Genomic DNA, 25,863 nt, shown 5'->3' on the forward strand with positions numbered 1-25,863 from the left:
AGAGAAGATCAAGTCGTCATGCGTAAAAATTTTAACCCCCCCCTCAATCTTTTATTAACAAAAATGACAGCAATATTTTTTTGTATCTTCGTTCAAGATAGCCTAACAAATCAGATTCAATCTGCTGATTTTGAAGGCGACGGACACCATCAAAAATGCAGAATCAGGAATCGTAAAGTATCTGAGGCACCTTCAGAAAGTTCATTCAAACAACTTGAACACGACATTAAGTCTACCTCTAGATTAGCCATGGTTCTTGGCTTCTTCCAACCTTTACTGACATGGCGGGCGGGATGTTACATGTGGAATTATGACCAATTTCCAAAAATTCCGCCTCATTCCATAGCGGCTATGGGACCAATGGCTGTGGTTTTTACCTATGGTGTTCTTAAGTATATTCACGACAAAAATACTGCATTTGATCAACAAATTTCAAAGGTTTCAGCCCATCAGCGCGGCAACATTGATAAGTTGAAGCATCGTTTTTCAATTGAAAAAAATATAATTCTTACCGTAATTGCGTTAGAGTTTTGCTTGCTGACTTATGGAATAATTTTTGAACCTGATATCATGTCAAATATCTTTCCTGGCCCTAAAAAGTAGGCTGACAAAGACAAGATGAATCAACATACAGGAAACTGGTGACCGCATTAACCGCACAAAAACAAGCAGCTGACCCTGGGGCAAGCTGTTGGGTCGCCGCCTCGGCCGGCACGGGGAAAACCAAGGTCTTGATTGATCGCCTGGCGAGATTGCTGTTGCTGGGGTTTCAAGCCGAAAGCATTTTGTGCATTACCTTCACCAAAGCGGCTGCCACCGAAATGCAGCAACGCCTTTTGCAGAAATTGCAAAGCTGGGCCGTGTTCGAGCCTGATGCGTTAAAAGAGGACTTATCTAGTCTTTTGGGCCATCCCCCTGATGCGTCTGTGATTCAGCGCGCCCAACACCTTTTCTTTCAGACTTTGGATGCGCCCGGGGGTTTAAAAATACAAACCATCCACAGTTTTTGCCAGGGGTTGCTGCAGCGTTTTCCGCTGGAGGCTGGCATTGACCCCTGCTTTCAACTGATTGAAGAAACCACCGCCAATGAATTGTTAGGGCGGGCTCAGCAGCACGTTCTTGAAAATCCGTCCCCCAATCTGCAATCGGCCTTGAATTACTTAACAGGGGAACTTTCAGAAAATCGTTTTGAAGAGATGTTGGAAAGTTTGCAGGGTCAACGCGCCCAGTTTCACGAATTTTTAAACCAACACCCAAGCTTAGAAGCCTATCAACAGGTCCTGGAACAGTCTTTCTTAAATGAACCGGCGCCGCCTGCCCCTGTGGATTGGGATTTGTTGTGCGCGACGATGATGGATCATGGGACTGACGCTGATCAGAAGATGGCGGCACGGCTCCATCAACCCCACGACAACACCATCTTCTTGACCCAAGAGGGGCAAGTTCGGCAGAAATTAGCTAGTAAGCAGTTTGAAAGATCCTTCCCCGATCTTTTTGAGACTTTATGTCAGTTTGCAAAGTCGGTTTATCAGGTTGACCAATATGCCAAAACACAACACACCATTGAAATAACCCTGGCGTTTTGCCAAGTTGCCCAAGCCATTTTTGAAGCTTACCAGGCGGATAAACACCGCCAAGGCCTGCTTGATTTCGAGGACCTTATTGCCCTGACGCTTCGCCTTTTACAAAAACCAGGTATCTCTGACTGGGTTTTTTATAAATTAGACGGTGGATTTGATCACATCTTGGTGGACGAGGCTCAAGATACAAGCCCAACCCAATGGCAAATTTTGCAACAGCTGATATTGGCACTGCTGACCCCTGATGTCCTGCAACGAACGTTATTCGTGGTGGGTGATATCAAACAATCGATTTACAGCTTTCAAGGCGCCAAGCCATCCATTTTTAATAAGTTGCGACCGGAATTCAAAGCTTATTTGACCAGCCAGGAAAGGCGCTGGCACGATATATCTTTGGATGTTTCGTTTCGAACCACGCCCGCTGTCTTAGCCATCATTGATGAAATTTTCAAAAAAAATCCCGATGGGGTTCAATTCTTAAAAGAAGAAATCAGGCATGTTAGTCATCGACGGGATGCCCCAGGTCTGGTGGAGCTTTGGCCCCTTATTCAGGTGGATGATGATGTTGAAGAGACGATCTGGCCCCTGCCTCTTGACCAAAGACCTATGATTTCTGGCGGCGCCCAATTGGCCGATCAAATCGCCACTAAAATTGACACCCTGTTGAAAAGCCAGATTATTTTACCCAGCACTCAAAAGCCTGTGCAACCTGAGGATATTCTGATTTTGTCCAGACGGAGGGGACCTTGGATTCCGTTGCTGTTACAGCAGCTTAAAAAACGCCATATACCCGTGGCTGGCGTCGATCGCCTTCGTCTAAAGGATCACATTGCGGTTCTGGATTTATTGGCGTTGGGGCGATTTTTATGCCTTCCTCAGGATGATTACAGCCTGGCCTGCGTTCTAAAAAGTCCGCTAATCAATAACGGCTATGGCCTTTCGGAAGATCAGCTGTTCATCTGGTGCCACACCCGCGATGGTAGCCTGTGGCAGTCTTTATTGAATCATCAAGGGGACGACCCAGCATATCAACAAGCCGTTTCTTTTTTGAAAAAGCACCTCGGGCGCGTTGATTTTGATGACCCGTTCGTTTTATTCCACGACATTCTAAGAGAAACAGAGGGCGCCTTTACAGCCCGCTTAGGCCCCGAATGCCAGGAAATTCTGTCAGAATTTTTGCAACAAGCCCTTGATTACCAACACAGTCACGCCGCGAGTGTGCAAGATTTTATTGATTTTATGGATGCCCAAGAAACCGACATTAAACGCAGCATCTCGTCAGAGGCGAATCAAGTCCGGCTTATGACCATTCATGGGGCCAAAGGATTGCAGGCGCCCGTGGTTATTTTGGCCGACAGCGGAGACCACCCCACCCTTCAAAAAGATCTGTTTATTTGGGACGAAGACGAAGTGCCTTTGTTCCTTGTGAAGCCAACCCAAAAACAGCAATCAGAAATCATCGCGCATCTTAAAAGCAAAAGCCTGGATCAGGCCATGCAGGAACAACGGCGTCTTTTGTATGTGGCCATGACGCGGTCTCAAGATCAGCTGTATATTGCTGGTATGGCAAAGAAGGCAAAGGCTGGTGAATGGTATGACCTGCTCAACGAAGTGTTGGAGGATGTGGGTCAGAAAACGTCTGAAGACGGTTGGATTTTCCAACCGACGCCTTTTCAAAAAGCAATGGCCCTATTTCCTTCACAAGGTAAAATTGAGGCGCCCGCATGGTTTCGCGAACAACCTGATCAAGCTTTATGGTTGAATAAAACCAAAGAATCACCAAAAGAGATGGCCTCTGATCAACAAACCCGGGGCATTTTAATGCATCGTTTGTTAGAGGTCGGAACGCCCACGACCGATATCACGGATTGGTGCCAGCGCCATGATCCGATGGGTCTGATCACACCGCAAGATCAAGAAAACCTTCTGAAAATTTTAACACATCCCGACTATCACCTGTTTTTCGGACCCCAATCAGTGGCCGAGGTTGACGTGAAGTCGGGCAGTTTTATGGGTCGCATCGATCGTCTTGTAGTCACCGACACCACGGTTTTTATTTTGGATTATAAGACAGGGGCGATTTCATCCACCATGCCCCCGGCTTACAAACAACAACTCGGCGACTATGCTAATGCGATGCAGAAACTGTACCCCCATCATGCTGTGCGCACCTTTTTACTGTGGACAGATGGGCCAGAACTTGTGGAGATTCTATAGTTTCAACAGACCACGGAATTTTCTGTTAAATCTTGTCCTTTCTTGAGTTTCTTCTTCACTTGGTTCGTAGATGTCACTACCATACTCTTCATCCTCGTCACTGTTATAGTCATAGCTGAGGTCCGAAAGCCGTTTTAGATGATTTAAATCAGAAAGCTTAATCAAGTGCAAAATAGTGGGACTTAGCCATAGGGCTTCGATTGAAGCAGGGAAACTACCTACCATACCCTTAACAACTGTTGCTGACGTTTTGGTAAAGTGACTGACAGTATATTCTGCGTTGTTCTGGGAACTGCTTGATGACGAATTTAAAATTGGACTGATTTCTTTCAAGTACTGAAGGTCAAGTGTTTGAAGAACCGTAAGATGCGAAAAGCTTACAGGCGGCTGCCCAAGTCTAGCGTTTCGAATTTTTAAATATTTAATTCCCGTTGGCAAATAAGGGACGTATTTGTTCAATTGAAGTGCAGAATTATTATTCGATGGGGAAAAATCTAGTATCTTTAGATTCACAAGGCGTTGTAGATCATTTGGGTCAATATCGTCCCCATCCACTTTTTCCATAGTAATTTCCACAATACTGATGGGGAGATTTTTAAATATGTTTCCTACACCTTTGGTTTGGTCATGAAAACACAATTTTGTAAGCTGTGCGCAGCTGTTAAAAATAATTGAGCAACCACCCATATAGCAATTAAAATCTAGGGTTTTAATTGTAGGGGCGACATAACACAAAATCTCATTAATAATGTGGGTTGGGGTTTTTTCCGGCAGAATAAGCTCTTCACATCCTGGAAATCGTTGGAACACAGAACAGGATAAATCTTCAGGTTGTGCTACTAAGCATAAATTTATATTTCTAATTATACGGAGACTAACCTTTGGATCTACGTGTTTCCAAAAATTATTAAAACAATCTGTATTACCACTTTCAAAAAAATCAAAATATTGAAGTGCTGAGAAGCGTCCCAACAAAGTCCAGTCTTTAAGTACCAATTGAGCAAGAATATTCCCGGGAAAAATAAAAGATGTGAGTTTTTTATCGGGGATGTAAGTCAAGATCGCCTTCGCCACTTCATAATGAATTTGAAATATTCTAAGCGTTTCAATATTCTTAAAACGTGAGAAGAGAACCCCATCTTCTTCCCTAATATTAGCAATTGTTATATTTAAATCGGTAATTGTATCTGGCAGCATCCACAGATTATCCTGTGTTATCGCTACGTCTAAAAGATTCGCTACTTTCAAACGATGAAAAAAAGGTAACGAGATTTCTATAGGAGGTACTATGCTCCCCGAACTGAGAGAACCTATCGAAAGCTTCTCTAAATCCTTGCTCAAATATCTCAGACCCAAGCTTAGCGTTTTCGGATCTAAAACATTAATATCAATCTTTGTAAGATTTGAAAAATTACCCAGCAAGGAAAAATACTCAAGAATATGTAAGGTAAGCGCACATGAAGTGTCTAAATACCATTCTGCATTCCATCTAATACGCTTCACCCCAGTAAGAAAAGGGGATTGGGTTTTCAGGGATTGATTAATCAGATACTGAAAATCTTGTAGAATTGAGTTGTTAATCACAAAATCTAAGTTCTCAAATGATGGACTTTGTAACAAACACCCACGGAATCGCTTGTCAGTGGCCAACCAATTCAAAAAGCTCGTTTTATCTAGAAAGTCTGCTATGTCACAAAGAAAGACATCTCTAAGCCTTGATAAGGGAGACACCGCAGAAGATGATGATGAAGAAGACGAACTCTCGAAACATTGGCGCTTGTCTACATCAGTGACATCAGAGGAATTTGAAGATGGAGATTCTTCGATCAAAGGGCGCTTCTTCCCAGAGATCGAGACAGTCGATTTTGCCTGGGGTTCCTGCTCTATCGCCATATTATTCGATGCAGCCTGCAGATTGCCTGCAAAGAAATAAATTAAAACTGTCCCCAGCACCAAAAATCTTTTACTCATACCCTATAAAATTCTTATTAATCGTTATAAGGTTTTATTCATACAGAGGTTAAATTGTGTGCGCCAGCTTTTTATACAGAATCTAAATCTTTTATAACCAAAGCCACATCCAGCATGCGATTCGAAAAGCCCCATTCATTATCATACCATGACAGAACACGGCAGAACTTATCACCCACCACCTGGGTTTGATCCAGATCAACAATAGAACTATGTGAGTCATGGTTGAAATCGCATGATACCAATGGCACGTCAACCACTGCCAAAATGCCTTTCAAAGGTCCCTGGGCAGCTTGTTTTAAAGCGTCGTTAATCGCCGTGGCAGTGGTTGGTTTAAGACTGTTAAATGTAAAATCAACTACAGATACATTAGCCGTGGGCACGCGAATGGATGTGCCATCCAGTTTCCCTTTTAAGTCAGGCAAAACCAACCCAACGGCTTTGGCAGCCCCTGTTGAGGTGGGGATCATAGACAAACCAGCTGCACGTGCGCGGCGCGGATCACTATGCAGGGTGTCAACGATGCGCTGGTCGCCGGTATAGGAATGAATGGTCGTCATATAGCCGCACTCAATCCCAACAGCCTGATGTAAGACAGACGCCAGCGGAGCCAGACAGTTGGTTGTGCAGGAGGCATTGGATAAAATCAGATGCTCTTTTTGAATCTGTTGGTGATTAACGCCGTAGACAACAGTGATATCGGCGCCTTCAGCCGGGGCTGAGATCAAGACCCGTTTGGCCCCTGCTGTTAAGTGTTTGGCCGCATCGTCGCGTTTTGTGAACCGGCCGGAACATTCAAAGACCAGGTCAATGTTGTGCTGTGCCCAGGGCAGTTTTTCAGGGTTCGGTTCAGCCAACAAGTGTATGGGCCCAAAGCCTATATCCAGGGTCTGATCAGTAAGATGAATGGGTCTTGGAAAACGACCATGGACGGAGTCATATTGCAACAGGTGTGCATTGGCAGCCGCCGACCCCAAATCATTAATCGCAACAATCTGAATATCTTGGCGGTTTGATTCTGCTAACGCCCGTAAAACCATGCGCCCAATGCGCCCAAACCCGTTAATTGCAACTCTTATTGTCATTTTTTTTCCTTTTCTAAAAGCTTCTCGTTAATCTTCTTTATCACTTGATCTACGGTTATGCCGAATTGTTCATACAGAACGCTGGCGGGGGCGGAGGCACCAAAACCATTCATGCCTATAAAAATATCATCGGATCTTAAATAGCTGGACCATCCAAAAGCGCTGGCGGCTTCTATACCGACGCGCAGGCCTTTCCCCAGAACTTGTTGGCGGTATTCCTTTGGCTGTTGGTCAAACAAACGCCAGCACGGCAGGGAAACGACATGACTTTGAATCCCTTGCGCTTCTAATTGTTGGTGAGCGTCAAGGGCGATCCCAAGCTCTGACCCTGTGGCAATTAAAGTCACCTGGGATGCTGACGCATTCCCCCGAACCACGTACCCGCCTTTGGCGCATAAATTTTCAGAAGTATGGCTTAAGCGCGCCGGCGTAATTGCCTGACGACTCAGGGCCAAAACGGACGGGGTTTGCCGCTGTTCCAGGGCCAATTGCCAGCATTCAGCCACTTCTACCCCATCTGCCGGCCTGAAAACATTCACATTTGGAATGGCGCGCAAACTGGCCAGGTGTTCAATGGGTTGATGGGTCGGACCATCTTCACCCAAACCGATCGAATCATGGGTCAACACATAGATAACGCCTTGCTGCATCAATGCCGACAGACGAAGGGCTGGGCGCAGATAATCACTGAACACCAAAAACGTTCCGCCATAGGGAATGAACCCGCAATACAGGGATAACCCGTTCATGGCGGCAGCCATACCATGTTCGCGAATACCGTAATTGACATAATTGCCACTGAAATCTTCGGCTGTAACTGCGTGGTGAGTTTTGGTCTTGGTATTGTTCGACCCGCTTAAATCCGCTGATCCGCCCACCAGGTTGGGAAGCTGTGGCACCAAGGTTTCCAAAACTGTTTGCGACAATTGTCGGGTGGCCTGTTTTGGCTGCTCGTTTGCAAATTTCTCTTTTAGGGCATTAAGGGGTTGGTGCCAATCAGCACTTATCGCCTTCTTAAGCTTAGTTATTTGTTCAGGCGTCACCTGTTGATAACGATCTTGCCATTGCTGATAGGTTTGCTGATGACGCTGACCAATAGCCCGCCACTCAGCCAAAATATCCGCAGGGATTTCAAACGGAGGATTCGGCCAATTTAAAGCTTTTCGTGTAGCCTCGACTTCTGCCGCACCCAACGGACTGCCATGACTGGACGAGGTGCCGGCCTTAGTAGGCGCCCCCTTGGCGATGGTCGTTTTGCACGCAATCAGGGTTGGGCGATCATGGGTTTGAGCTTGGCTGATGGCATCTTGAATTTGTGCCGGATCATGGCCATCAATGCGCATGGCCTTCCACCCACTGGCCTGGAAACGTTGCAGGGCATCGTCTGAGGTTGACAAGCTGGTTCTGCCATCGATGGTAATATCGTTATCGTCAAACAGTACAATCAACTTATGAAGCCGCAAATGCCCTGCCAACGAGATGGCTTCTTGACTGACGCCCTCCATCAAGTCCCCATCACTGGCAATGACATAGGTAAAGTGGTTGATCAAATCGTCCCCAACGCGAGCGTTCATCAATCGTTCACCCACTGCCAACCCCACAGCCGTTGCCAGCCCCTGACCCAGCGGACCGGTCGTGGTTTCAATGCCTGGCATATGGCCATATTCAGGGTGCCCAGCCGTTAAACTGCCCCACTGGCGAAAAGACCTGATCTGATCCAATGTGCATTCAGGATGCCCTGTCAAATAAAGCAAACTGTACAACAGCATTGACCCATGACCCGCTGACAAGACAAATCGATCACGATTCGGCCAGTCCGCATCGGTTGGATTGAATCTCAGAAAGTCCTTAAACAAGACTGTGGCCACATCAGCCATGCCCATGGGCATACCTGGATGGCCCGACGCTGCCTTTTCAACAGCATCAAGGCTCAAGATACGAATGGCATTGGCTAAAGCGTTGTGAGAAATTGTCATGGTGATTAAATCGCCGAATCGATCCACTCAACAAGCTTGTTCTTGGGCATGACGCCTGTTTTTTGGGCAACAACTTGACCATCTTTAAAGATAAGCAGAGTTGGAATACTGCGTACACCAAACGCGGCAGGCGTTGCAGAATTTTGATCAATATTTAATTTCACAATCTTTATTTTATCAACCAACCCCGGAGCAGCGTCTTCCAAAATGGGTAACATCATTTTACAAGGGCCGCACCATTCTGCCCAAAAATCAACCAAAACAGGGATGGATGATTGCAAGACGTCGTTTTGAAAGGTTGCGTCGGTTGTTTGTCCTAAAGCCATAAAAAAAGTCCTTTTTAAATTTCTGTTGTACCTTCCCATTTTTCATTTCAAACGGTCAACGATATTTCTAACGGATTTGAATTGGGTACATACCCCATTCAAACCATTTCCCAGCTTTTTCTATTTGATCTTTTTCCCATAAAAGGCGGCTCAAAAGCCTTAAATAGAATAGCTATTCGCAGCTTTCTCACCTTGTTTCTGGAAAAAACCTCTGCCATAAAATTCCCGAAAAATGATTTGAATTGGGTAGAGCAAAAACCTCTGCTATAAAATTTCAAGAGATTATCTGAAAACGATGCACGTTAAAAACAAAGTATGACGCCCTTACCCCCTTCCAACCCTTCCAAGAAACTTTCCATCGACTGTTTGTTCGTTGCATTCATATGCTTCGTGCTGTTCAGCCTTCAATTAGGCAATCGTCCGTTTGCGACCCCTGACGAAGGACGGTATGTAGAGATTCCCCGTGAAATGGTGGCAACCGGCGACTGGGTTACGCCCCGATTGAATGGCGTGAAATATTTTGAAAAACCCCCTTTTCTTTATTGGTTACAAGCCTGCAGTTTTAAAGTCTTTGGTCTCAACGAATTTGGCATGCGCCTGTGGATTGTATTATTTGCCACCCTGGGATGCGTTGCAACCTACGCCTTTGGCCGATCCATTTTTGACCGCACCACGGGCTTAATGGCCGCAGGTATTTTGGCAACGACAGCTCTTTATTTCAGCCTGGCCCGGTTAATTATTCTTGATATGGTAGTCAGCACTTGGGTCACGCTGGCCCTTTTTTGTTTTTATCAGGCTTTATCGAAACCAGCATCCCAGAACCGTCGCCTTTGGTTTTATGGGTTTAGTGCAGCTTGCGCGTTCGGAGTTTTGACCAAAGGGATTATGGCCCTGGCTGTACCAGGCCCCTTAATTGTTTTGTGGCTGACTTATACACGCCAATGGCGTCTTGTGCTGCCCCTTTACTTCGTTGGGTCCTGTGTCGTGTTCCTAGCTATAACGGCTCCTTGGCACATTCTGGTTAGTTTAAAGAATCCAGAGTTTGCCTATAAGTATTTTATTGTGGAGCACTTCCTGCGGTATACCACCTCCATTCACGCTCGCTACAAGCCTGTCTGGTTTTTCCTTCCCATTACGTTGGTTGGTCTGTTGCCTTGGACAACTTTTTTGTATGACGCCTGGAAAACGTTTTGGGGTCGAAGGACCTCCCCTTTGTACAGCTACTTATGGATGTGGATCGGCTGGGTTTTGTTATTCTTTTCCGTTTCCAATTCCAAACTCATCCCTTATATTTTGCCCATTTTTCCACCCCTGGCCCTTTTGGTAGCTCACAGTCTGCGTGAAGCCTGTCAAAATCGCTCACACATGGTTTTTTATCGGCACAGTTTTGTGATGATCATTCTGGGGATGTTAGGCTTCATAGTGCCTAATGCTTTGCCTGAGGTTCTAGACGAAAAAATAGGCCTGATACCGTATATTTATGGCTTAAGCGGCCTGTTTCTGGCCCATGGCTTTTCGGTTGTTATTTGCTTAAAACGCGACTCAATCACAAGCGCCTTGTCAAGCATTGGTGTAACGGCCGTGATTATGACAGTTATTTTAGGGGCTGCAGCCCCCCATGTGCAAAGGCCGTCTCTTAAAGGGCTTGTAAATATCATTTTAAAAGAACAAAAACCAGGCGAACCGATCGTTAGTTTTCTAACCTATTACCAAGATTTACCTTTATACAGCCAACAACGGGTCATGGTTGTGGGGGCAAAAGGCGAGTTGGATTTTGGAACGACTGTTGAAGACACAACGGAATGGATCGTCACCGAAGAAGCCTTTTTACAAAAATGGCAAGCGGCCCAAAGGGGAGGCCATAAGATTTGGGCGGTAGGTCGCCTGCATGATGTGGAAGTATTTCAACGAAAAAACACCGGCTTTCATTTCGGCATTACTAGCATTGACGGACCAAATGTTTTATTTCATAATTAATACACTGGTCAGAAAGAAATAAGAGTAAAAGTGTGAAGAAAGCCGCGTTAATAATTTCGTTATCGATGATTGCAATAAATACCCCTGTCTTAGGAATGGACGCCGCTGAGATAGATACAAAATCCCCAGAAGAGATATGTTTTGCGGCTATCAACAAAATAAGAAGCTTCATAGAGGCTGATAACACACAAAAGACCCTAGACTCGCTTGATGGGGAAACTGTGGCGCCTATAATTGAAAAAAATCAGGACGCGAAAGAACTTCTACAAGCATTTCCTGAAAAATATTTAGATGACTTACCTAAAATACTTGGCATGCCTCACCACAAAGGCCACTTTACTGAGGATTTCGTACCAAAATACACCAAAATTTGCAAAATCTTAAAAGAAGCAAAACATGCACTAAGTTTAAAAGAAGGCGATCTCAAAGCACTCGCAGAGAAATTTACAGTTAAGGTTAATGAAGACGCCGTTGCTTCAAACGCCCCTAACAGCAGCCTTTCTTCCGCAATAGCCGTACCCACGCTTACCCAAAAAAGACATTGTTGTTTTGCTTGGTAAGGACAATTTTGGGGAAATAGAAGTTAAATTACGCTTGACATTTTTTTGACGCTTTTATAGATATTAGACTATGATCCAAAGTTCTTATTCTTCAAATCTCTGTTTTCTTTACAAACATTAGGGTTTGCATCATGGCGATTGCACTGAAAATTAGTTTAGTATTCTAAAAATTATTTCCTAATTTTTTATTCGGCTTTTCTGCTGTTCTATCCGTTGTTATTATTCTTTTTTCTCAATAAAGAAAAAGGAAACAGGGATGCAGTTATCAGATACTTTCCTCAAACATTTTGAACCTCTTGCCGATCCTCGTATTGATAACCACAACAAGCTTCACAAATTGCACGATATCTTGGTAATAACAATATTGGCCACAATTTGTGGCGCTGATAACTGGGTTGATATTAGTGAATTTGGCAAAGCCAAATACGATTGGTTATCAACATTTCTCGAGCTGCCTAATGGTGTGCCATCTCATGATACTTTTGGCCGTGTGTTTTCCATACTTGACCCAGAGCAATTTGAATCCTGCTTTTATGCATGGATCAAGTCACTCTCTATCGATGTTAATTCTGAGATTATTGCTATTGATGGAAAAACGCTACGGGGTTCTGGCAACAGAAGAAAAGAGAAAAAAGCCCTACACATTGTAAGTGCCTGGGCAAGCAATCAAAGTCTTCTTTTAGGGCAAGTTAAAACGGATGAAAAATCCAATGAAATTACAGCCATTCCAAAATTACTCAAGATGATTGATGTTACTGGTAGTACAGTCACCATTGACGCCATGGGTTGTCAGCAGTCAATTGCTGAAGAGATCTTAATTCAAGGTGCAGACTACGTATTAGCTCTAAAAGATAATCAACCGAAGCTTCATGAAATGGTCAAGGCAATTTTCCATATAGGAGAATCACGTCAGTACAAGAAGATGCTTAATCGACGGAAAGTAGAGAAGATCCATGATCATGGTCGCATAGAAACACGTCGCTATACATTAGTATCAGCACGCGATCCGGCAGTATTTCAACTTCGTTGGCCTGGGTTAAAGGGTGTTGGCATGCTTGAAACAACACGCACAACTAATAATCAGGTTGAGCGTAGTACCCGCTACTTTCTAACAAGTTTAGCCTATGAAAATATTGATCAGTTTATGGTTGCTGTCAGAAAACACTGGAACATAGAAATTAACCTGCACTGGTCTTTGGATGTAGGTTTTAGGGAAGACCATAACCAGGTGCATGTTGGCCACGCGGCCAAGAATTTGGCTGTCATGAGACGTATTGCTTTGAATCTACTCAAGCAAGAAAAAACGAATAAACGAGGGGTGAGCTGTCGACGGAAGGTAGCAGGCTGGGACAACAAATACTTATTGAAAATTCTAACCGCTGACCACAATTTAAAGCGCGTTTGAGCGGATTGACTGATATAAACGGTAAGTCTTTTAAAGGGGAGGATAGTGTCTAAAAATAAAAAAAACAGGAAGTAGATCTCTCAAAACCTACAAAATCAAATCAATCTACAAAAGTTTGAGAAATAGCAGAAACCGTAATTTTAAAAACTAGGCTGAGGAGATGTCAGTGCAATCGCCATGGGGCTTGCATGCCTATTTTTTATTAAATGAAAATTTAGAATATATCCTTAACTTTTTAAGAGTTTAAGGAAGAAAATAAACCTTTATCCAAAGAGAATAAGATGATTATAAAATATGAAGATTTCGAACAAGTTGATTTACGCTCTGGAACGATTATCAAAGCGGAAGAATTTCCAAGAGCAAAAAAACCCGCCTATAAAGTTTGGGCAGATTTTGGCCCTGAAATTGGTATTAAGCAAACATCAGCTCAAATTACTGTTCACTATTCCCTTTCTTCTTTAATAGGCAAGCAAATTATTGGTTGCGTTAATTTAGAGCCAAAAAATATTGCTGGATTTTTATCCGAATTTTTACTGGTTGGTATTTCAGATGAACAACAAGCAGTCTGCCTAGCAACAGTCGACCCTAAAGTTCCCAATGGGAATAAATTATTCTAGAAGTTTTGTGGGCAGGAAAAAACCTTTATCTTTCATTTAAGAAGGGTAATTTCTTTTTTTGCCACCCTCCACCCAAATACAGGGTGGGGGACTTGACCCTCTTTCATCAGGGTGACATAAAAGTTTTGCCAGCCTTCATTTTTCACAAAATAACTTGACAGTTAAGGACGAAAAACGGTACACAGAACAATGTTGTCCTGTGTGTTATACAGGCTTCGGAAGTTATTTATCAATTTTATTTAGGGTCGTGATTCATGTTCGCAATCATTAAAACCGGCGGTAAACAGTACCGAGTTACACAAGATAAGGTTATTCGTGTCGAGAAGCTAGAAGCCTTAGCAGGAGATAGCATTTCTCTAGATCACGTTTTGATGGTTAATGATGGCACGAATACCAAGATTGGCGTTCCTGTTGTTGCAGGGGCCAGAGTAGAAGCCACTGTGGTAGAGCAGATGCGCGACAAGAAAATCATCGTTTTCAAGAAAAAACGTCGCCAGAATTATCGCCGCAAAAAAGGTCACCGTCAGCATCTGACAGTGTTAAAAATTAATAAAATCATTGTGGGCTAAGCAAAGACTAATTAAGGAGTTTTCATCATGGCAACGAAAAAAGGCGGCGGCAGTTCGCGAAACGGTCGGGATTCAGAAAGTAAACGACTGGGTGTAAAAAAGTTTGGGGGCGAACAAGTTTTGTCCGGTAACATTATTATTCGTCAACGGGGAACTAAGTTTCATCCCGGTAAAAATGTTGGTTTAGGCAAAGACCACACAATTTTTGCAACTACCAGTGGCGTTGTACAATTTTCCAAAGGACGTAATGATCGTTCCTTTGTTTCTATTATTCCTGCTTAGTTAAAAATTTAAACTAGAAATTAATAAGCCCTTTTAGTGACATGATCGTTAGGAGGGTTTTTTTATGTGTGATTGAATGGGTATATAGCTAATTCGATATGAAGAGAGTACAAGGCGCCCAAGTGTCGAGGAGCGGAGTGTACTAATTGTACATGAGCACCTAAGATCACGCCGGGCAACGCCGTAATCGTTTTATAAGGGACTGGCTATAGATGGCGGAGGAGGTGGGATTCGAACCCACGGTACGTTCACACGCACAACGGTTTTCGAGACCGCCCCGATCGACCACTCTGGCACCCCTCCGCGAATCTTCATCATAATCATCTGGGTGTAGGTTTCAAGACAAAAACTTGGTATAAGGTATCAAACCTTACAGAAAGAAACTTTATGTCTTTGGATGAAGCCGCCCCGATTGTCCCCACTGTTTACCTTATTGATGGGTCAGGGTTTATTTTCCGGGCATTTCATGCGTTGCCTCCCCTAAGCAATCCGGAAGGCACACCGGTGGGTGCAGTGTATGGGTTTTGTAATATTTTGTTGCGATTTATGGAAAAATTGCAACACAACCACGTCCATGATTTTTTAGGCGTCGTGTTTGATGCGGGCCGCCAAACCTTTCGCCAGAAAATTTATCCTGATTATAAGGCCCATCGGCCAGACGCACCAGCCGAACTGGTTCCTCAATTCGCCTTGATTCGTGAAGCCTGCGACGTTTTGTCTGTGCCCTATATGGAAGCCAGTGGATTTGAGGCTGACGATTTGATTGCAAGCTATGCCCTGGCCGCCAAACAAAAGGGGTACCAGGTGGTGATTGTCTCATCCGATAAGGATTTCATGCAACTGGTTGATGCCTCTGTACAGATGCTTGACCCCATAAAAAATCGGCGTATTGGCACGCCAGAGGTTTTCGAGAAATTTGGCGTGGAGCCTGGCCGCGTGATTGATGTTCAGGCGTTGATGGGGGACAGTTCGGATAACGTGCCCGGTGTGCCTGGCATTGGCCCCAAGACCGCCGCTGAACTAATTCAACAATTTGGTACGTTAGAACAACTTTTGCAGCATGCCCATACCATTAAGCAAACGAAACGACGCGAAAGTTTGCAAACGTATGCCGAACAAGCCCGCATTTCAAAGCTGTTGGTCACATTAGACCAACAGGTGCCATTGCCGTTGGATTTTGAACAATTGCAACCCCGCCAGCCCGATCCTATTCTCTGCCAAAATTTTTTCCAAAAGCATGGCTTTAAAACTTTATTGAATAAGTTTAAATCGCCAAACATGCTTTCTGTTGCTGCCCCCTCTCCTTCATCGAAGAATTATGAAAGGGTCGACACGATGGAGAAATTAGAGGAGTGGATTCAGCTGATTCATCAGTCTTCTGTGCTGGCAATTGACACAGAAACGACAGGGTTGAATATTCAAAAGGCTTCATTGGTTGGCATATCCTTAGCCGTTGAACAGGGTGACGACATTGGTGCCTGTTACATTCCTTTGGCCCATCAAAGCGACGAACCGCAGCTGTCTTTGTTGTCTGTGACCGGAGCATTAAACCCTTTCTTAACCGACCCGGGCCTTTTAAAGGTGGGCCATAATCTAAAATATGACTTGGGAATTTTGGCGAAATATGATCTGACGATTGACCCCATCACCGATACGATGTTGATGTCCTATTGCCTGGATGCTGGCAAGAACGGTCATGGTATGGATGAGCTGGCATCTCGTCACCTCAACCATCAAACCATTCGGTTCGAAGACGTAGCCGGCAGCGGTAAAAATCAGAAAATATTTGACCAAGTGCCACTGGATCAGGCGACGCCTTACGCGGCGGAGGATGCCGAGATCACCCTGCGCCTTTATCAGTTTTTCACCAAACGCTTGCAAGAGGAAGGCAAGAGTCAGCTTTACCAACAAATTGAACGGCCTTTGATCCCCGTGATTGTGCGCATGGAACAAATCGGCATTAAAATTGACCCAAGTGTTCTTAAAAATTTGGGCAAGGAATTTGGCGATCGGTTGGCGATTTTGGAAACAGAAATTTACAAACTGGCTGGGCGCGATTTCAATATTGGGTCACCCAAGCAGTTGGGGGAGATTCTGTTTGATGAATGGTCCCTGCCAGGGGGTAAGAAAACAAAAACCGGCGCCTATGGCACCGATGCTGGGGTTTTGGAAGCCCTGGCACTTCAAGGTCACAACCTGCCAGCACGTATTCTAGATTGGCGCGGGCTCGCCAAGTTGAAGTCCACTTATGTCGATGGATTGCTGGCGGCGATGGCGCCCGAGACGCACCGTATACACACCTCATTTTCCTTGGCGACAACCACGACGGGCCGCCTCGCCTCCTCTGACCCCAACCTGCAAAACATTCCCATTCGAACCGAAGACGGCCGTAAAATTCGCCAGGCTTTTATTCCAGAAAAGGGGATGCACCTTGTGTCGCTGGACTATTCGCAAATTGAACTGCGCCTTTTGGCCCATAAGGCAAAGGTGGAACCCTTGATAGATGCGTTCCAAAAGGGCGAGGACGTCCATAAGGCTACTGCATCGCAGATATTTGGCATACCATTATCCCAGGTAAACCCCGAACAACGTCGTCAGGCCAAAACCATCAATTTTGGTATCATTTATGGGATCAGCGCCTTTGGATTGGGCCAACAACTGGGCATCCCCACATCCCAGGCTGCCGACATCATTAAGGTCTACTTTGCCCGTTACCCCGGCATTCAGACCTATATGGAGGTTTGTAAGGAACAAGCCCGCTCCACAGGCTATGTCGAGACGTTGTTTGGACGGCGCTGCTATGTGCCGGGCATTAACGATAAGAATGGTGCCGTCAGAGGGGGGGCCGAGCGTCAGGCCATCAACGCGCCATTGCAAGGCAGCAATGCTGACATCATCAAAAAGGCCATGATCCGCATCGATAAAATCCTCCAAACCAAAGGATACAGTGCTCGTCTGTTGCTGCAGGTGCATGACGAGCTCTTGTTTGAAATTCCCTTGAATGAAATTGATGCATTGATCCCGGTTTTGAAACAAACCATGGAAGACGTGATTACCTTATCTGTACCCCTGGTGGTCGGTGTAGGCATTGGGGACAATTGGGACCAGGCGCATTAGTTTAGTAAATAGATAAAGGGGCCTGCGCCCCTTTTCTGTCTTTAACCCAGCAATTTCTGCAACGGTTCAAACAGCTCGGGATTGGCTGCCAAAACGCTGCCTGTTTCGAACATGTTTTTGGTGCCGCTGATTTCGCTGACATAACCACCAGCCTCTTTCACCAACAAAATGCCCGCAGCCAGGTCCCAAGGTTGTAAGTGGTTTTCAAAAAACGCGTCAAAACGCCCGGCTGCCACATAGGCCAAATCCAAGGCGGCTGCGCCAAGGCGGCGTGTTCCAGCCGTGATGGGCATGATCTTTTCCAAATGTTTTTGAAACAAAACCCGATCCCCATGATCACCAAATGGGGTACCAATCGCTACCAAGGCCTCATCCAACTGTCGACGACCCGAAACCCTTAGACGGCGCTGATTCATAAAAGCACCCTTCCCTTTTTCAGCCCAATACATCTCATCCTTGATCGGGTCATAGGTAATGCCGGCAATAATCTCAAAGTCTTTTTTTAAGGCCACGGTAATCGCAAAGTGAGGGATGCTGTGTAAGAAATTCGTTGTGCCGTCCAAGGGATCTATCACCCACGTATGATGGGGGTCCGTACCCTTCATGGCCCCTGATTCTTCGGCTAAAAAAGAATAATCAGGCCTGGCTTTGGAAAGCTCCTCAATCAGGATTTTTTCCGACCGTCTGTCGGCGGTGGAAACGAAATCGCCCAGACCTTTTTTTGAAACCTGTAAATGTTCAATTTCACCAAAATCACGAATGATGCCGCGAGCAGCCTTCAAAACCGCCGCCATCATTACGTTCATAGCAGGTGAACAACCAGGGGATCGTGCATGGGTCATGGCAAAGCCTTTCAAAAAATTATTAAGGGATTTAAAACCTTAGGTTATCCTTAAACAAACTTTGGTCAAAAGTCGATATTTTGTTGGGAAATTAAATTCCAATAACCACACTTATAACATGAGTAAGAATCTTCAAGATGGACCATGACTAAATACCTATTGAATTTATCCTGTCGTTCTGTTCTATTTTCTCTACTAATAAGTGATCTGTTTTTAAAGGACGCATAAATGTTAAAAAAAATGATATTTTCAATAGGGCTTTTCTGCGTTACAGCTGATTTAGCCTTCTCGGATTTTGATAATGTTAGCTGGTCCCAAGAAGATTATCAAACCCAACGCGGCCTGGCTGTTTTACTAGATGAGGATCCTGGACTGAATGGTTTTGGGGTTTTACAAAATGGGTTTAAAGCCAAAGATGCTAGGTCATATTTTAGAGATACAAAATGGAACAGTGGGTCGGATAAGTTAGCAGGGTTCCTTGTGCATCTTGTTGCCCAGGGCAAGACTCCTGTACTGCGGGAATTGTTTGATAATCCTGACTGGCAAGTGTGGGCCCAACTTTGTAGCGAAATGGTAATAAAAGCAGATTGCATGACAATAGTCAGTTCATTGGATGCAGCAAAACAACACTTTCAATCATCGCCCTCACAACTGTCAAGACTAGCAGAACAATACATAAACACGGCTTTAACGAAAATTTTTTTCGGGTGTTGGGGAATTTCAGAAGAACCAACTGATTTAAAAACCATTGAAACCCTTAAAACAATAGCTCGTAATGTTGGTGCGAAGAGAAGTTCTTCAGGCCTTCTACTTAATCAGGTTTTAGGCAGCTATGACCAGTATAACAGTCGATTGAACCCTGGTAACGAATCTTTGCAACAGCACTTTTTGATAGCCGCCAAAGAGATGACTTGTACCTATACCCACGATAACTCTGTTGCATATTTTTTAACGCAAGAGTTTATAAATCGGGGTTTTAAAAAGGATCTAATAAACCAAAATTTCAATAATTTGAGTTATTATTCATACTATTATAATTCATATTCCAGCGCCTCCCCTGTCGGAATTATGGAAATTATAATTGCTGACAGCCAATTTAGAAAAAAAATGAAAAATAGAAGTCTTGCTAAAAGCTTTTCAAATTTCCATGCTTTAACTAATCAAGATCTCGTCCATTTATATGAATTAATTGTTCATTCAGGATTTGATCTCCCCCAAGAAACATATCTATTGTCAACACACATTCAACCACAATTTTACTATCCATCCCATTCTGCCTTCATGAAACTTTGGATTCTATTTGACAATAATCTTAACCATCGAGCATCAATTTTATCCCCTGAACAGCTTATTCAAAATGGCGCTCAAGCACCTTACCCTTTTCAGACAATTGCATGGCAAAATCTTGCTGTAAGCTCCAAACATATGCCCACGATTCTGCGTTTAATGCTCTTAAATCAAAAAAAGTCAGGATTGCAGGATGCATCTAAAAAAGCGTTAAGGATTATCAATGATTCCCGCAATGTAAGCAGCCAGTGGAGCACCTATCAGTCACAAACTTTTGAAAATAACTTCTTTCAGGTTATGACACTTTACGACGAGATATGTCAGATTTCAAAGCCTTGTACAGATGCTGATTATGTTATCCATCAACCATTTTTGGCCTTGTGTTTAGAAAAAGCAAAATTTGCTGCATTTAATGTTAAGGAAAGACTTGATGTGTTTGGATGGCTGAGAGGTTTAAGGGCCGGAAAAGATTCACGATTAAGAATACAGAGTTTCCAAAAAGACGTTCTTGCTGCCATTGATTCGTTGGTAAAGTCACCAGGATTAACTCTTCCCCAAAAGAAACAAATTCAAAGTTGGTCAACGACTGTGGGTTTAAAAATAGAATTCGAGGAGCTGAAGAAAAAACCATCTGCTTATAAAAAACCTTCTCTTGCAGAGAGAAATAAAAGGAGACAGCCAATTACCATCACCCTGGAAAACGGTGGCACTTTCGAAGAAATTCTACCGTTGCTGGAAAAATATGAGGAGATGGTAAAACTAAATAAAGAAGATCTGTCGAATCTAAAAAGCGATCTGGCATTACTAGATAGTGAGCAGTCATTTGAGGACACAAACGAACAACAGACCCAACTTATTCAACAGATGAGAAGTCTTAATGACGATATTCAATATCTTGAACTCTCCATTAGAGAAGCGTTAACTAAACATAAACTTATAACATGCAGTGGGATTAAAATAACCGATTATACTGGTTGGAAAAAAATATATCGTAAAATTTCGCTAAAATGGCATCCTGATAAAAACCAGGACAATAAAAAAGAAGCCGAAATAAAATTTGGAAGGGTAGGTCATTTTCATGAGTACATAGAAGGGAAAAATCCGCTTTCCAGACGATGAAAAAGGGCTTTAATGCTCAGGGAGGGCGATTGCAGCCCCCCCCCTCAAATCCGGTCCGCATTATGAATAATCGCCAAAGACCGTAGAACAGTCTTGATATGAATCAAATGTTCTACGTCTTTCACCTCGATATCGACAATCAAATCCCAAAAATCGACCGTTCTGTTGATGATCTTCAGATTCACAATATTACCTTGGTGCTTGGTTATGGCCGTGGACATACCCGCCAAACTTCCAGCCTTATTGATAAAGGTGACCTTTAACCGCCCGACATGGCGCATATTTTGATTGCGATTCGTCGTGTGCCAGGACAGATCAAGCAACCTGTCAGGGTCAATCGTGTGTAGGCTTTCACAGTCAAAGGTGTGAATAGTGACCCCACTGCCTGTCACGACAATGCCGCGTATGGTATCACCCGGCAACGGATGGCAACAGCCCGCAAAATGAACAGCCATACCTGGAATCAGTCCTTCAATGCTAAGGCTTGGATGTTTCCCCCCCTCGGCCTTCGGGGCAATCTTTGGTATTTCACCTTCAGGTTGATCTGTCTTCAATTCCTTTTTTTGGCTATTCGGGTAGGCAATCGTGACAACTTCCCGGGCGCTTTGAATCCCCTCGCCAATCGCTGCCAACAGGTCATCGATCATGTCAAACTGGAAATGCTTAACAGCTAGGCCGATGGCCTTTTCTGAATACGTTACGCCCTCTTTCATGCAGACCTTTTGCAGCAGCGACTTGCCTAATTCTTTAAATTGGTCGCGTTGTTGGCTTCGTATGAATCGGCGGATCCGTGCTCTGGCTTTACCGGTGACTACGAATCGTTCCCACGTGGGCGACGGGCATTGATTCTGATAGGTGGTAATTTCAACCTGATCCCCATTGTTTAGGACAGAACGCAATGGCATCTGCCGGCCATTAATTTTGGCCCCAACGGCCCGGTCACCAACTTCCGAATGAATAGCATAGGCGAAATCAATGGGCGTCGCCCCCTTTGGCAGGGAAATTAGCTCGCCCTGGGGTGTAAAGCAAAAGACTTGATCTTGAAACATCTCCAGTTTGGTGTGTTCCAGGAACTCTTCAGGACTTGATGCTTGTTCCAAAATTTCCAGCAAACTGCGAAGCCATGCATATTGCTTGCCGTCATGGACCGGCCCGCCTTTTTTATACTGCCAATGGGCTGCCACCCCCAGCTCAGAGATCCGGTTCATGTCCTTGGTTCTGATTTGAACCTCAATGCGTTGGTTTAAGGGACCAATCACCCCCGTATGCAAGGACTGATAACCATTAGGCTTGGACGTGCTGATGTAATCCTTGAAACGTCCAGGCACAACCAAATACTGGCTGTGGATAGTGCCCAAGACTTGATAACACTCAGGGTTAGTCTCAACGATAATCCTAAACGCCATAATGTCTGAAAGTTGCTCGAACGTGATACTTTTTCGTTGTATCTTTCGCCATATAGAGTAAGGGGTTTTTAAGCGCCCATTGATGGTACCTTTAATACTCGCCTCGTCCAAAACACGTTTCAGATCCTCTAAAATAAAGCCAATCGCATTCTCAGAAGCTTCCCGCAGGAAATCAAGACGAGTTTTAATGGACTGATGCATTTCAGCATTAAGGGTTGCAAAGGACAAATCTTCCAACTCGTCCTTTAGGGAATGCATCCCCATGCGTTCAGCCAGCGGCGCATAAATTTCCATTGTCTCACGGGCAATACGACGGCGTTTAGAATCATCAATAATATGATTGAGGGTGCGCATATTATGGACACGGTCGGCCAATTTTACCAACAACACGCGTATATCACTAGACATGGCCAAAACAAGCTTTTGAAAATTCTCCGCCTGCTTGGTCTCTTCAGATTGTAACTCTAACCGTGAAAGCTTGGTGACCCCATCAACCAAACGTCCAATTTCGGCCCCAAACTGCTGTTTAATTTCTTCCAAAGTAGCCAGCGTGTCTTCCACGGTATCATGAAGAAGGGCTGTGATGATGGAGAAACAATCTAATTTTAAATCAAGAAGGATACTGGCAACTTCTAAAGGATGCGAGAAATAGGACTCCCCTGAAGCACGTATCTGATCGCCATGGGCGTTTTGAGAAAAATGATAGGCACGGCTAACCAACGCCCCGTCAAACGTAGGATCGTACGATTTCAATCGATGAAGAAGTTCAGATTCTTGTAACAATATAGTCCTATCTTGGTAAGAACCGCCATTTCACAGTAGCAAGAAGATGGGGCTGTATACAACAATGTTCAATTATCATCGGATGGAATGCGGTGAATAAGCTACTTATTCGGCGCGTATTTTGCGGAGAATATTTGTGTTTCAGATCATAAGTGGACATAATAGAGCTTATAAATATGGAGAATACAATGTGGATTCATCAACGACAAGGCTGGCCAAACGTTAGCTGGAACCAAGAAAACCTTTCTATAAAGCTTGCTAGTGTTCGACACCAACAAGGCCGGCTGTTGGGAAGAATGGGGGCACTTGGCTTTCAAGTTTCCATGGAGGCAGCCCTTCAAACCTTAACAGCAGATGTTGTGACCACATCCGATATTGAGGGAGAACGGTTGAATCCTCATGATGTCCGTTCCTCCATCGCACGACGTCTTGGTATACAGACTGCAGGAATGATAGAAACAACAAACGAAAACGTCGAAGGAATTGTTGATGTCATGTTGGATGCCACCCAAAACTACCAGATGCCTCTCACAGAAGAACGTCTTTATGGTTGGCATGCAGCCTTGTTTCCAACAGGGCGAAGTGGGATGAGACCCATCATGGTTGGGGCGTGGCGCCCCCCTTCTGCAGGTCCTATGCAGGTTGTTTCAGGTCCTATAGGGAGAGAAATCATCCACTTTGAAGTACCTGAGGCCACACGTTTGAAAAATGAAATGACTCGGTTTGTTACTTGGTTTGAGGAAAAAGAGTCAATTGATCAAGTCATCAAGGCTGGTATTGCGCATCTTATATTTGTCACCATTCACCCGTTTGAGGATGGGAATGGACGTATTGCCAGGGCCATTGCCGATATGGCTCTGGCACGTTCAGACCAAACAACATCCCGCTTCTATAGCATGTCCTCTCAAATTGCAGCAGAACGAAAGGCTTACTACTTTTACCTTGAACAACAGCAACGAAGCGGACTTGACGTAACGGCTTGGCTGGACTGGTTTTTGGATTGTTTGGGACGTGCGATCCAAAACGCAAACGTACTACTTGATGCTGTATTTTCTAAGGCGGCATATTGGTCACACGCGAATAAAAATTCTTTAAATAAACGTCAAAAATTAATTATCAGCAGAATGCTTGAAGATTTTAAAGGATTCATGCGAACCTCTAAGTACGCAACGATGGCCAAATGTTCACCTGATACGGCTCTCCGCGACATCTACGATCTTATAAGCTGCGGCCTTCTTGTACAAAACCCTGATGGTGGTCGAAATACAAGCTATCGCCTTGCGACGCTCGAAGAACTCTCCAAAACAGAGAGTTTCTCTAATTTATAACAACAGCTTATCTTCCAGTCGCCGGGCCTCATCCACTAGCATGATGGGAATGCCTTGGCGGATAGGATAGGCCAAGCCAGCAACGTCACTAATCAGTTCCTGCGTTTCTTTGTTATAGGCAAGCCTGGTCTTTGTAAGCGGGCAAACCAGCATTTCTAAAAGACGATGATCAACTTTTTCCATAAATTATTCCTTTTTTTTGAAAATTCTTTTGCCCATCCTAACAGACTATGTTAACAATTAAAGCATGTTCCCCGATAGCTCAGCTGGTAGAGCAAGTGGCTGTTAACCACTGGGTCGGCGGTTCGAGTCCGTCTCGGGGAGCCATATCTTTATTTTGCTCGTAAGCACCTACAAGGGTTGCATCGATCAACCTAAAAATTTCTACCAGTCCGCATTGATAGTCTTCCGCAGTGCGCACATCACGCATTTCCATAACACTCATTTTCCTTTCTTAAATCGTTTTTGCGCCACTGAGCACACAACCAAAATAATTTAACTTTTTAAGCCCTGTAAATCGAGTATAATGCTAGAAAATGTCAGTGTTTGTAAAAAGCTTGGCCCTTATCAATCAAAAAAAATTTCAAGACCCTATTCAGTGGCACGATACACCCTGGGTTAGTCACGAAAAGCCGGGATGGTTTGCGTTCGCGCCACCTTTTCAGGAACCGATCGAAAGGCCTGCGCGTTTTGGAATCTTGTCGTCCCGCGACCAGACTGAGGACAGCTTATTTCTGTCTTATCCGCCGAGCAGGCCTGAGCCGCGCCCCAGAAGCACCCATCCTATACGACGTTCCATCGCCAAAGCCAACTCTGGGGAACGGTCCCCTTTATCACTGACGGCTTATAAAAATAATTGGCTAGATAAGGAGCTTTTCTTTGCCATGAATAAATTATCAATTGCGGGTATGGTCGCGGGCCTGATGTTTTTGGGCGCCCTGTTCTTTATTAGTGGGTTTTTGTTGGCCCTTAATTTGTATATCTTACCTAGCCATCAGATTCCTTCACAGATTATGGGCGCCCCTGCCCCTCATCGCGCCAGCCCTAATGCCTTGTCAGCTGCCCATAAACCAACGCCACCCTATTCACCGGCTACTGCCCCCCAGCAGTATGCCAACGTTAATGGCGTGGCCATGGTGAACCCACCTCATATGCCCACGGCAAGGCCTGCTCAGCCACAACCGCAACCCCAGATTCAAAGTCAGAATCAGGGGATTTATCAACAACAGCAACCTGCCTATCAACCTCAGGTTTCTGCCCCACAGCCATATTCAGACCCCCAATATTATGCGCCGCAGCCCAATGCTCCAGCACCAAATCAAGGATACTATGGGGCGCCCGCTCAATATGCACCCCCCGCCTATGGGCCAAATTATCAGCAAGCCCCCCGTCCTTGAAGGGAGGAGTTTTCTGGAA

20 protein-coding genes and 2 tRNA genes are annotated in these 25,863 nt (G+C 44.6%); 14 read left to right on the forward strand and 8 right to left on the reverse strand.

The genetic code is table 11. The features are described from left to right. Window positions 1-18: 18 nt before the first annotated feature. Together EQU50_RS01130 and addA are read left to right on the forward strand one after the other, a co-directional pair. Window positions 19-603 carry a hypothetical protein gene (locus EQU50_RS01130; RefSeq protein WP_130153329.1) on the forward strand — a complete coding sequence of 195 codons (585 nt, stop codon included), beginning with the start codon at window positions 19-21 and terminating at the stop codon, window positions 601-603. A gap of 38 nt (window positions 604-641) precedes the next feature. Then, on the forward strand, window positions 642-3,797 hold the full coding sequence (gene addA / locus EQU50_RS01135) for a double-strand break repair helicase AddA (RefSeq protein WP_165380281.1): 3,156 nt from the start codon (window positions 642-644) through the stop codon (window positions 3,795-3,797). Here addA and EQU50_RS01140 read toward each other — a convergent pair. After that, window positions 3,792-5,417 (reverse strand): hypothetical protein, encoded by a 1,626-nt coding sequence (locus EQU50_RS01140; RefSeq protein ID WP_130153331.1) that lies wholly within the window; start codon window positions 5,415-5,417, stop codon window positions 3,792-3,794. The genes addA and EQU50_RS01140 overlap by 6 nt on opposite strands. A gap of 22 nt (window positions 5,418-5,439) precedes the next feature. Between EQU50_RS01140 and EQU50_RS01145 the strand changes: the two genes are divergently transcribed. Continuing rightward, complete coding sequence (locus tag EQU50_RS01145; RefSeq protein ID WP_130153332.1) at window positions 5,440-5,730, forward strand: hypothetical protein; 291 nt, start codon at window positions 5,440-5,442, stop codon at window positions 5,728-5,730. 109 nt (window positions 5,731-5,839) lie between these two features. On the opposite strand, the gene gap is transcribed toward EQU50_RS01145, so the two are convergent. From gap to trxA, 3 genes are read right to left on the reverse strand one after another with little or no spacing between them, the layout of a single operon-like run. Further along, the gene (gene gap, locus EQU50_RS01150) at window positions 5,840-6,853 is read right to left on the reverse strand and encodes a type I glyceraldehyde-3-phosphate dehydrogenase (protein WP_130153333.1); all 1,014 of its coding nucleotides are present in this window, start codon (window positions 6,851-6,853) and stop codon (window positions 5,840-5,842) included. Beyond that, window positions 6,850-8,829 (reverse strand): transketolase, encoded by a 1,980-nt coding sequence (gene tkt / locus EQU50_RS01155; protein ID WP_207216277.1) that lies wholly within the window; start codon window positions 8,827-8,829, stop codon window positions 6,850-6,852. The genes gap and tkt overlap by 4 nt, the downstream gene beginning before the upstream one ends. Before the next feature lie 5 nt (window positions 8,830-8,834). Beyond that, entirely contained in the window at window positions 8,835-9,155 is a 321-nt protein-coding gene (gene trxA / locus EQU50_RS01160) for a thioredoxin (protein ID WP_130153334.1), read from the reverse strand. A gap of 315 nt (window positions 9,156-9,470) precedes the next feature. On the opposite strand from trxA, the gene EQU50_RS01165 reads away from it, so the two are divergent. The 6 genes from EQU50_RS01165 (at window position 9,471) to rpmA (ending at window position 14,565) form a co-directional block, all read left to right on the forward strand. Beyond that, window positions 9,471-11,132 (forward strand): phospholipid carrier-dependent glycosyltransferase, encoded by a 1,662-nt coding sequence (locus EQU50_RS01165; RefSeq protein WP_130153335.1) that lies wholly within the window; start codon window positions 9,471-9,473, stop codon window positions 11,130-11,132. A gap of 32 nt (window positions 11,133-11,164) precedes the next feature. Then, the gene (locus EQU50_RS01170) at window positions 11,165-11,692 is read left to right on the forward strand and encodes a hypothetical protein (RefSeq protein WP_130153336.1); all 528 of its coding nucleotides are present in this window, start codon (window positions 11,165-11,167) and stop codon (window positions 11,690-11,692) included. Window positions 11,693-11,948: 256 nt separating this feature from the next. Continuing rightward, window positions 11,949-13,097 carry an ISAs1 family transposase gene (locus EQU50_RS01175; RefSeq protein ID WP_130153184.1) on the forward strand — a complete coding sequence of 383 codons (1,149 nt, stop codon included), beginning with the start codon at window positions 11,949-11,951 and terminating at the stop codon, window positions 13,095-13,097. A 281-nt stretch (window positions 13,098-13,378) separates the two neighbouring features. After that, on the forward strand, window positions 13,379-13,714 hold the full coding sequence (locus tag EQU50_RS01180; protein WP_130153337.1) for a tRNA-binding protein: 336 nt from the start codon (window positions 13,379-13,381) through the stop codon (window positions 13,712-13,714). A gap of 254 nt (window positions 13,715-13,968) precedes the next feature. After that, window positions 13,969-14,283, forward strand: a complete 315-nt coding sequence (gene rplU, locus EQU50_RS01185; RefSeq protein ID WP_130153338.1) for a 50S ribosomal protein L21 — start codon at window positions 13,969-13,971, stop codon at window positions 14,281-14,283. Between the two features lie 27 nt (window positions 14,284-14,310). Further along, window positions 14,311-14,565 carry a 50S ribosomal protein L27 gene (gene rpmA / locus EQU50_RS01190; RefSeq protein ID WP_130153339.1) on the forward strand — a complete coding sequence of 85 codons (255 nt, stop codon included), beginning with the start codon at window positions 14,311-14,313 and terminating at the stop codon, window positions 14,563-14,565. A gap of 213 nt (window positions 14,566-14,778) precedes the next feature. Here rpmA and EQU50_RS01195 read toward each other — a convergent pair. Further along, a tRNA-Ser gene (locus tag EQU50_RS01195) sits at window positions 14,779-14,868 on the reverse strand. A gap of 84 nt (window positions 14,869-14,952) precedes the next feature. Here EQU50_RS01195 and polA point away from each other — a divergent pair. After that, window positions 14,953-17,682 (forward strand): DNA polymerase I, encoded by a 2,730-nt coding sequence (polA, locus tag EQU50_RS01200; protein WP_130153340.1) that lies wholly within the window; start codon window positions 14,953-14,955, stop codon window positions 17,680-17,682. 41 nt (window positions 17,683-17,723) lie between these two features. Here polA and EQU50_RS01205 read toward each other — a convergent pair whose 3' ends face one another. Then, a complete protein-coding gene (locus EQU50_RS01205) occupies window positions 17,724-18,524 on the reverse strand; it encodes an inositol monophosphatase family protein (protein ID WP_130153341.1) in 801 nt (266 codons plus the stop codon). A gap of 228 nt (window positions 18,525-18,752) precedes the next feature. Here EQU50_RS01205 and EQU50_RS01210 point away from each other — a divergent pair, with 228 nt between their 5' ends. Further along, window positions 18,753-20,930: a J domain-containing protein gene (locus tag EQU50_RS01210; RefSeq protein WP_130153342.1), complete on the forward strand. Its 2,178-nt coding sequence runs from the start codon at window positions 18,753-18,755 to the stop codon at window positions 20,928-20,930. Window positions 20,931-20,974: 44 nt separating this feature from the next. Here EQU50_RS01210 and EQU50_RS01215 read toward each other — a convergent pair whose 3' ends face one another. Further along, window positions 20,975-23,119, reverse strand: coding sequence for a RelA/SpoT family protein (locus EQU50_RS01215; RefSeq protein ID WP_130153343.1), 2,145 nt, complete (start codon window positions 23,117-23,119; stop codon window positions 20,975-20,977). Window positions 23,120-23,307: 188 nt separating this feature from the next. Between EQU50_RS01215 and EQU50_RS01220 the strand changes: the two genes are divergently transcribed. Then, on the forward strand, window positions 23,308-24,447 hold the full coding sequence (locus tag EQU50_RS01220; RefSeq protein ID WP_130153344.1) for a Fic family protein: 1,140 nt from the start codon (window positions 23,308-23,310) through the stop codon (window positions 24,445-24,447). On the opposite strand, the gene EQU50_RS01225 is transcribed toward EQU50_RS01220, so the two are convergent. Continuing rightward, on the reverse strand, window positions 24,442-24,630 hold the full coding sequence (locus EQU50_RS01225; RefSeq protein WP_130153345.1) for a Trm112 family protein: 189 nt from the start codon (window positions 24,628-24,630) through the stop codon (window positions 24,442-24,444). The two genes, EQU50_RS01220 and EQU50_RS01225, sit on opposite strands and share 6 nt — an antisense overlap. 68 nt (window positions 24,631-24,698) lie before the next feature. Here EQU50_RS01225 and EQU50_RS01230 point away from each other — a divergent pair. Then, window positions 24,699-24,774, forward strand: a tRNA-Asn gene (locus tag EQU50_RS01230). A gap of 209 nt (window positions 24,775-24,983) precedes the next feature. Then, window positions 24,984-25,844, forward strand: coding sequence for a hypothetical protein (locus EQU50_RS01235; protein WP_130153346.1), 861 nt, complete (start codon window positions 24,984-24,986; stop codon window positions 25,842-25,844). Window positions 25,845-25,863 lie beyond the last annotated feature (19 nt).

This window comes from Candidatus Finniella inopinata (assembly GCF_004210305.1).
In the GTDB taxonomy this organism is placed as follows: Bacteria; Pseudomonadota; Alphaproteobacteria; order Paracaedibacterales; family CAIULA01; genus Finniella; species Finniella inopinata_A.

Bases quoted from the DNA above. Each gene is read 5' to 3' on its own strand.
- EQU50_RS01130 (WP_130153329.1), top strand. From the start codon at position 19: ATGCGTAAAAATTTTAACCCCCCCCTCAATCTTTTATTAACAAAAATG.
- gap (WP_130153333.1), bottom strand. From the start codon at position 6,853: ATGACAATAAGAGTTGCAATTAACGGGTTTGGGCGCATTGGGCGCATG.
- tkt (WP_207216277.1), bottom strand. From the start codon at position 8,829: ATGACAATTTCTCACAACGCTTTAGCCAATGCCATTCGTATCTTGAGC.
- trxA (WP_130153334.1), bottom strand. From the start codon at position 9,155: ATGGCTTTAGGACAAACAACCGACGCAACCTTTCAAAACGACGTCTTG.
- EQU50_RS01165 (WP_130153335.1), top strand. From the start codon at position 9,471: ATGACGCCCTTACCCCCTTCCAACCCTTCCAAGAAACTTTCCATCGAC.
- EQU50_RS01175 (WP_130153184.1), top strand. From the start codon at position 11,949: ATGCAGTTATCAGATACTTTCCTCAAACATTTTGAACCTCTTGCCGAT.
- EQU50_RS01180 (WP_130153337.1), top strand. From the start codon at position 13,379: ATGATTATAAAATATGAAGATTTCGAACAAGTTGATTTACGCTCTGGA.
- rplU (WP_130153338.1), top strand. From the start codon at position 13,969: ATGTTCGCAATCATTAAAACCGGCGGTAAACAGTACCGAGTTACACAA.
- rpmA (WP_130153339.1), top strand. From the start codon at position 14,311: ATGGCAACGAAAAAAGGCGGCGGCAGTTCGCGAAACGGTCGGGATTCA.
- polA (WP_130153340.1), top strand. From the start codon at position 14,953: ATGTCTTTGGATGAAGCCGCCCCGATTGTCCCCACTGTTTACCTTATT.
- EQU50_RS01205 (WP_130153341.1), bottom strand. From the start codon at position 18,524: ATGACCCATGCACGATCCCCTGGTTGTTCACCTGCTATGAACGTAATG.
- EQU50_RS01210 (WP_130153342.1), top strand. From the start codon at position 18,753: ATGTTAAAAAAAATGATATTTTCAATAGGGCTTTTCTGCGTTACAGCT.
- EQU50_RS01220 (WP_130153344.1), top strand. From the start codon at position 23,308: ATGTGGATTCATCAACGACAAGGCTGGCCAAACGTTAGCTGGAACCAA.
- EQU50_RS01225 (WP_130153345.1), bottom strand. From the start codon at position 24,630: ATGGAAAAAGTTGATCATCGTCTTTTAGAAATGCTGGTTTGCCCGCTT.
- EQU50_RS01235 (WP_130153346.1), top strand. From the start codon at position 24,984: ATGTCAGTGTTTGTAAAAAGCTTGGCCCTTATCAATCAAAAAAAATTT.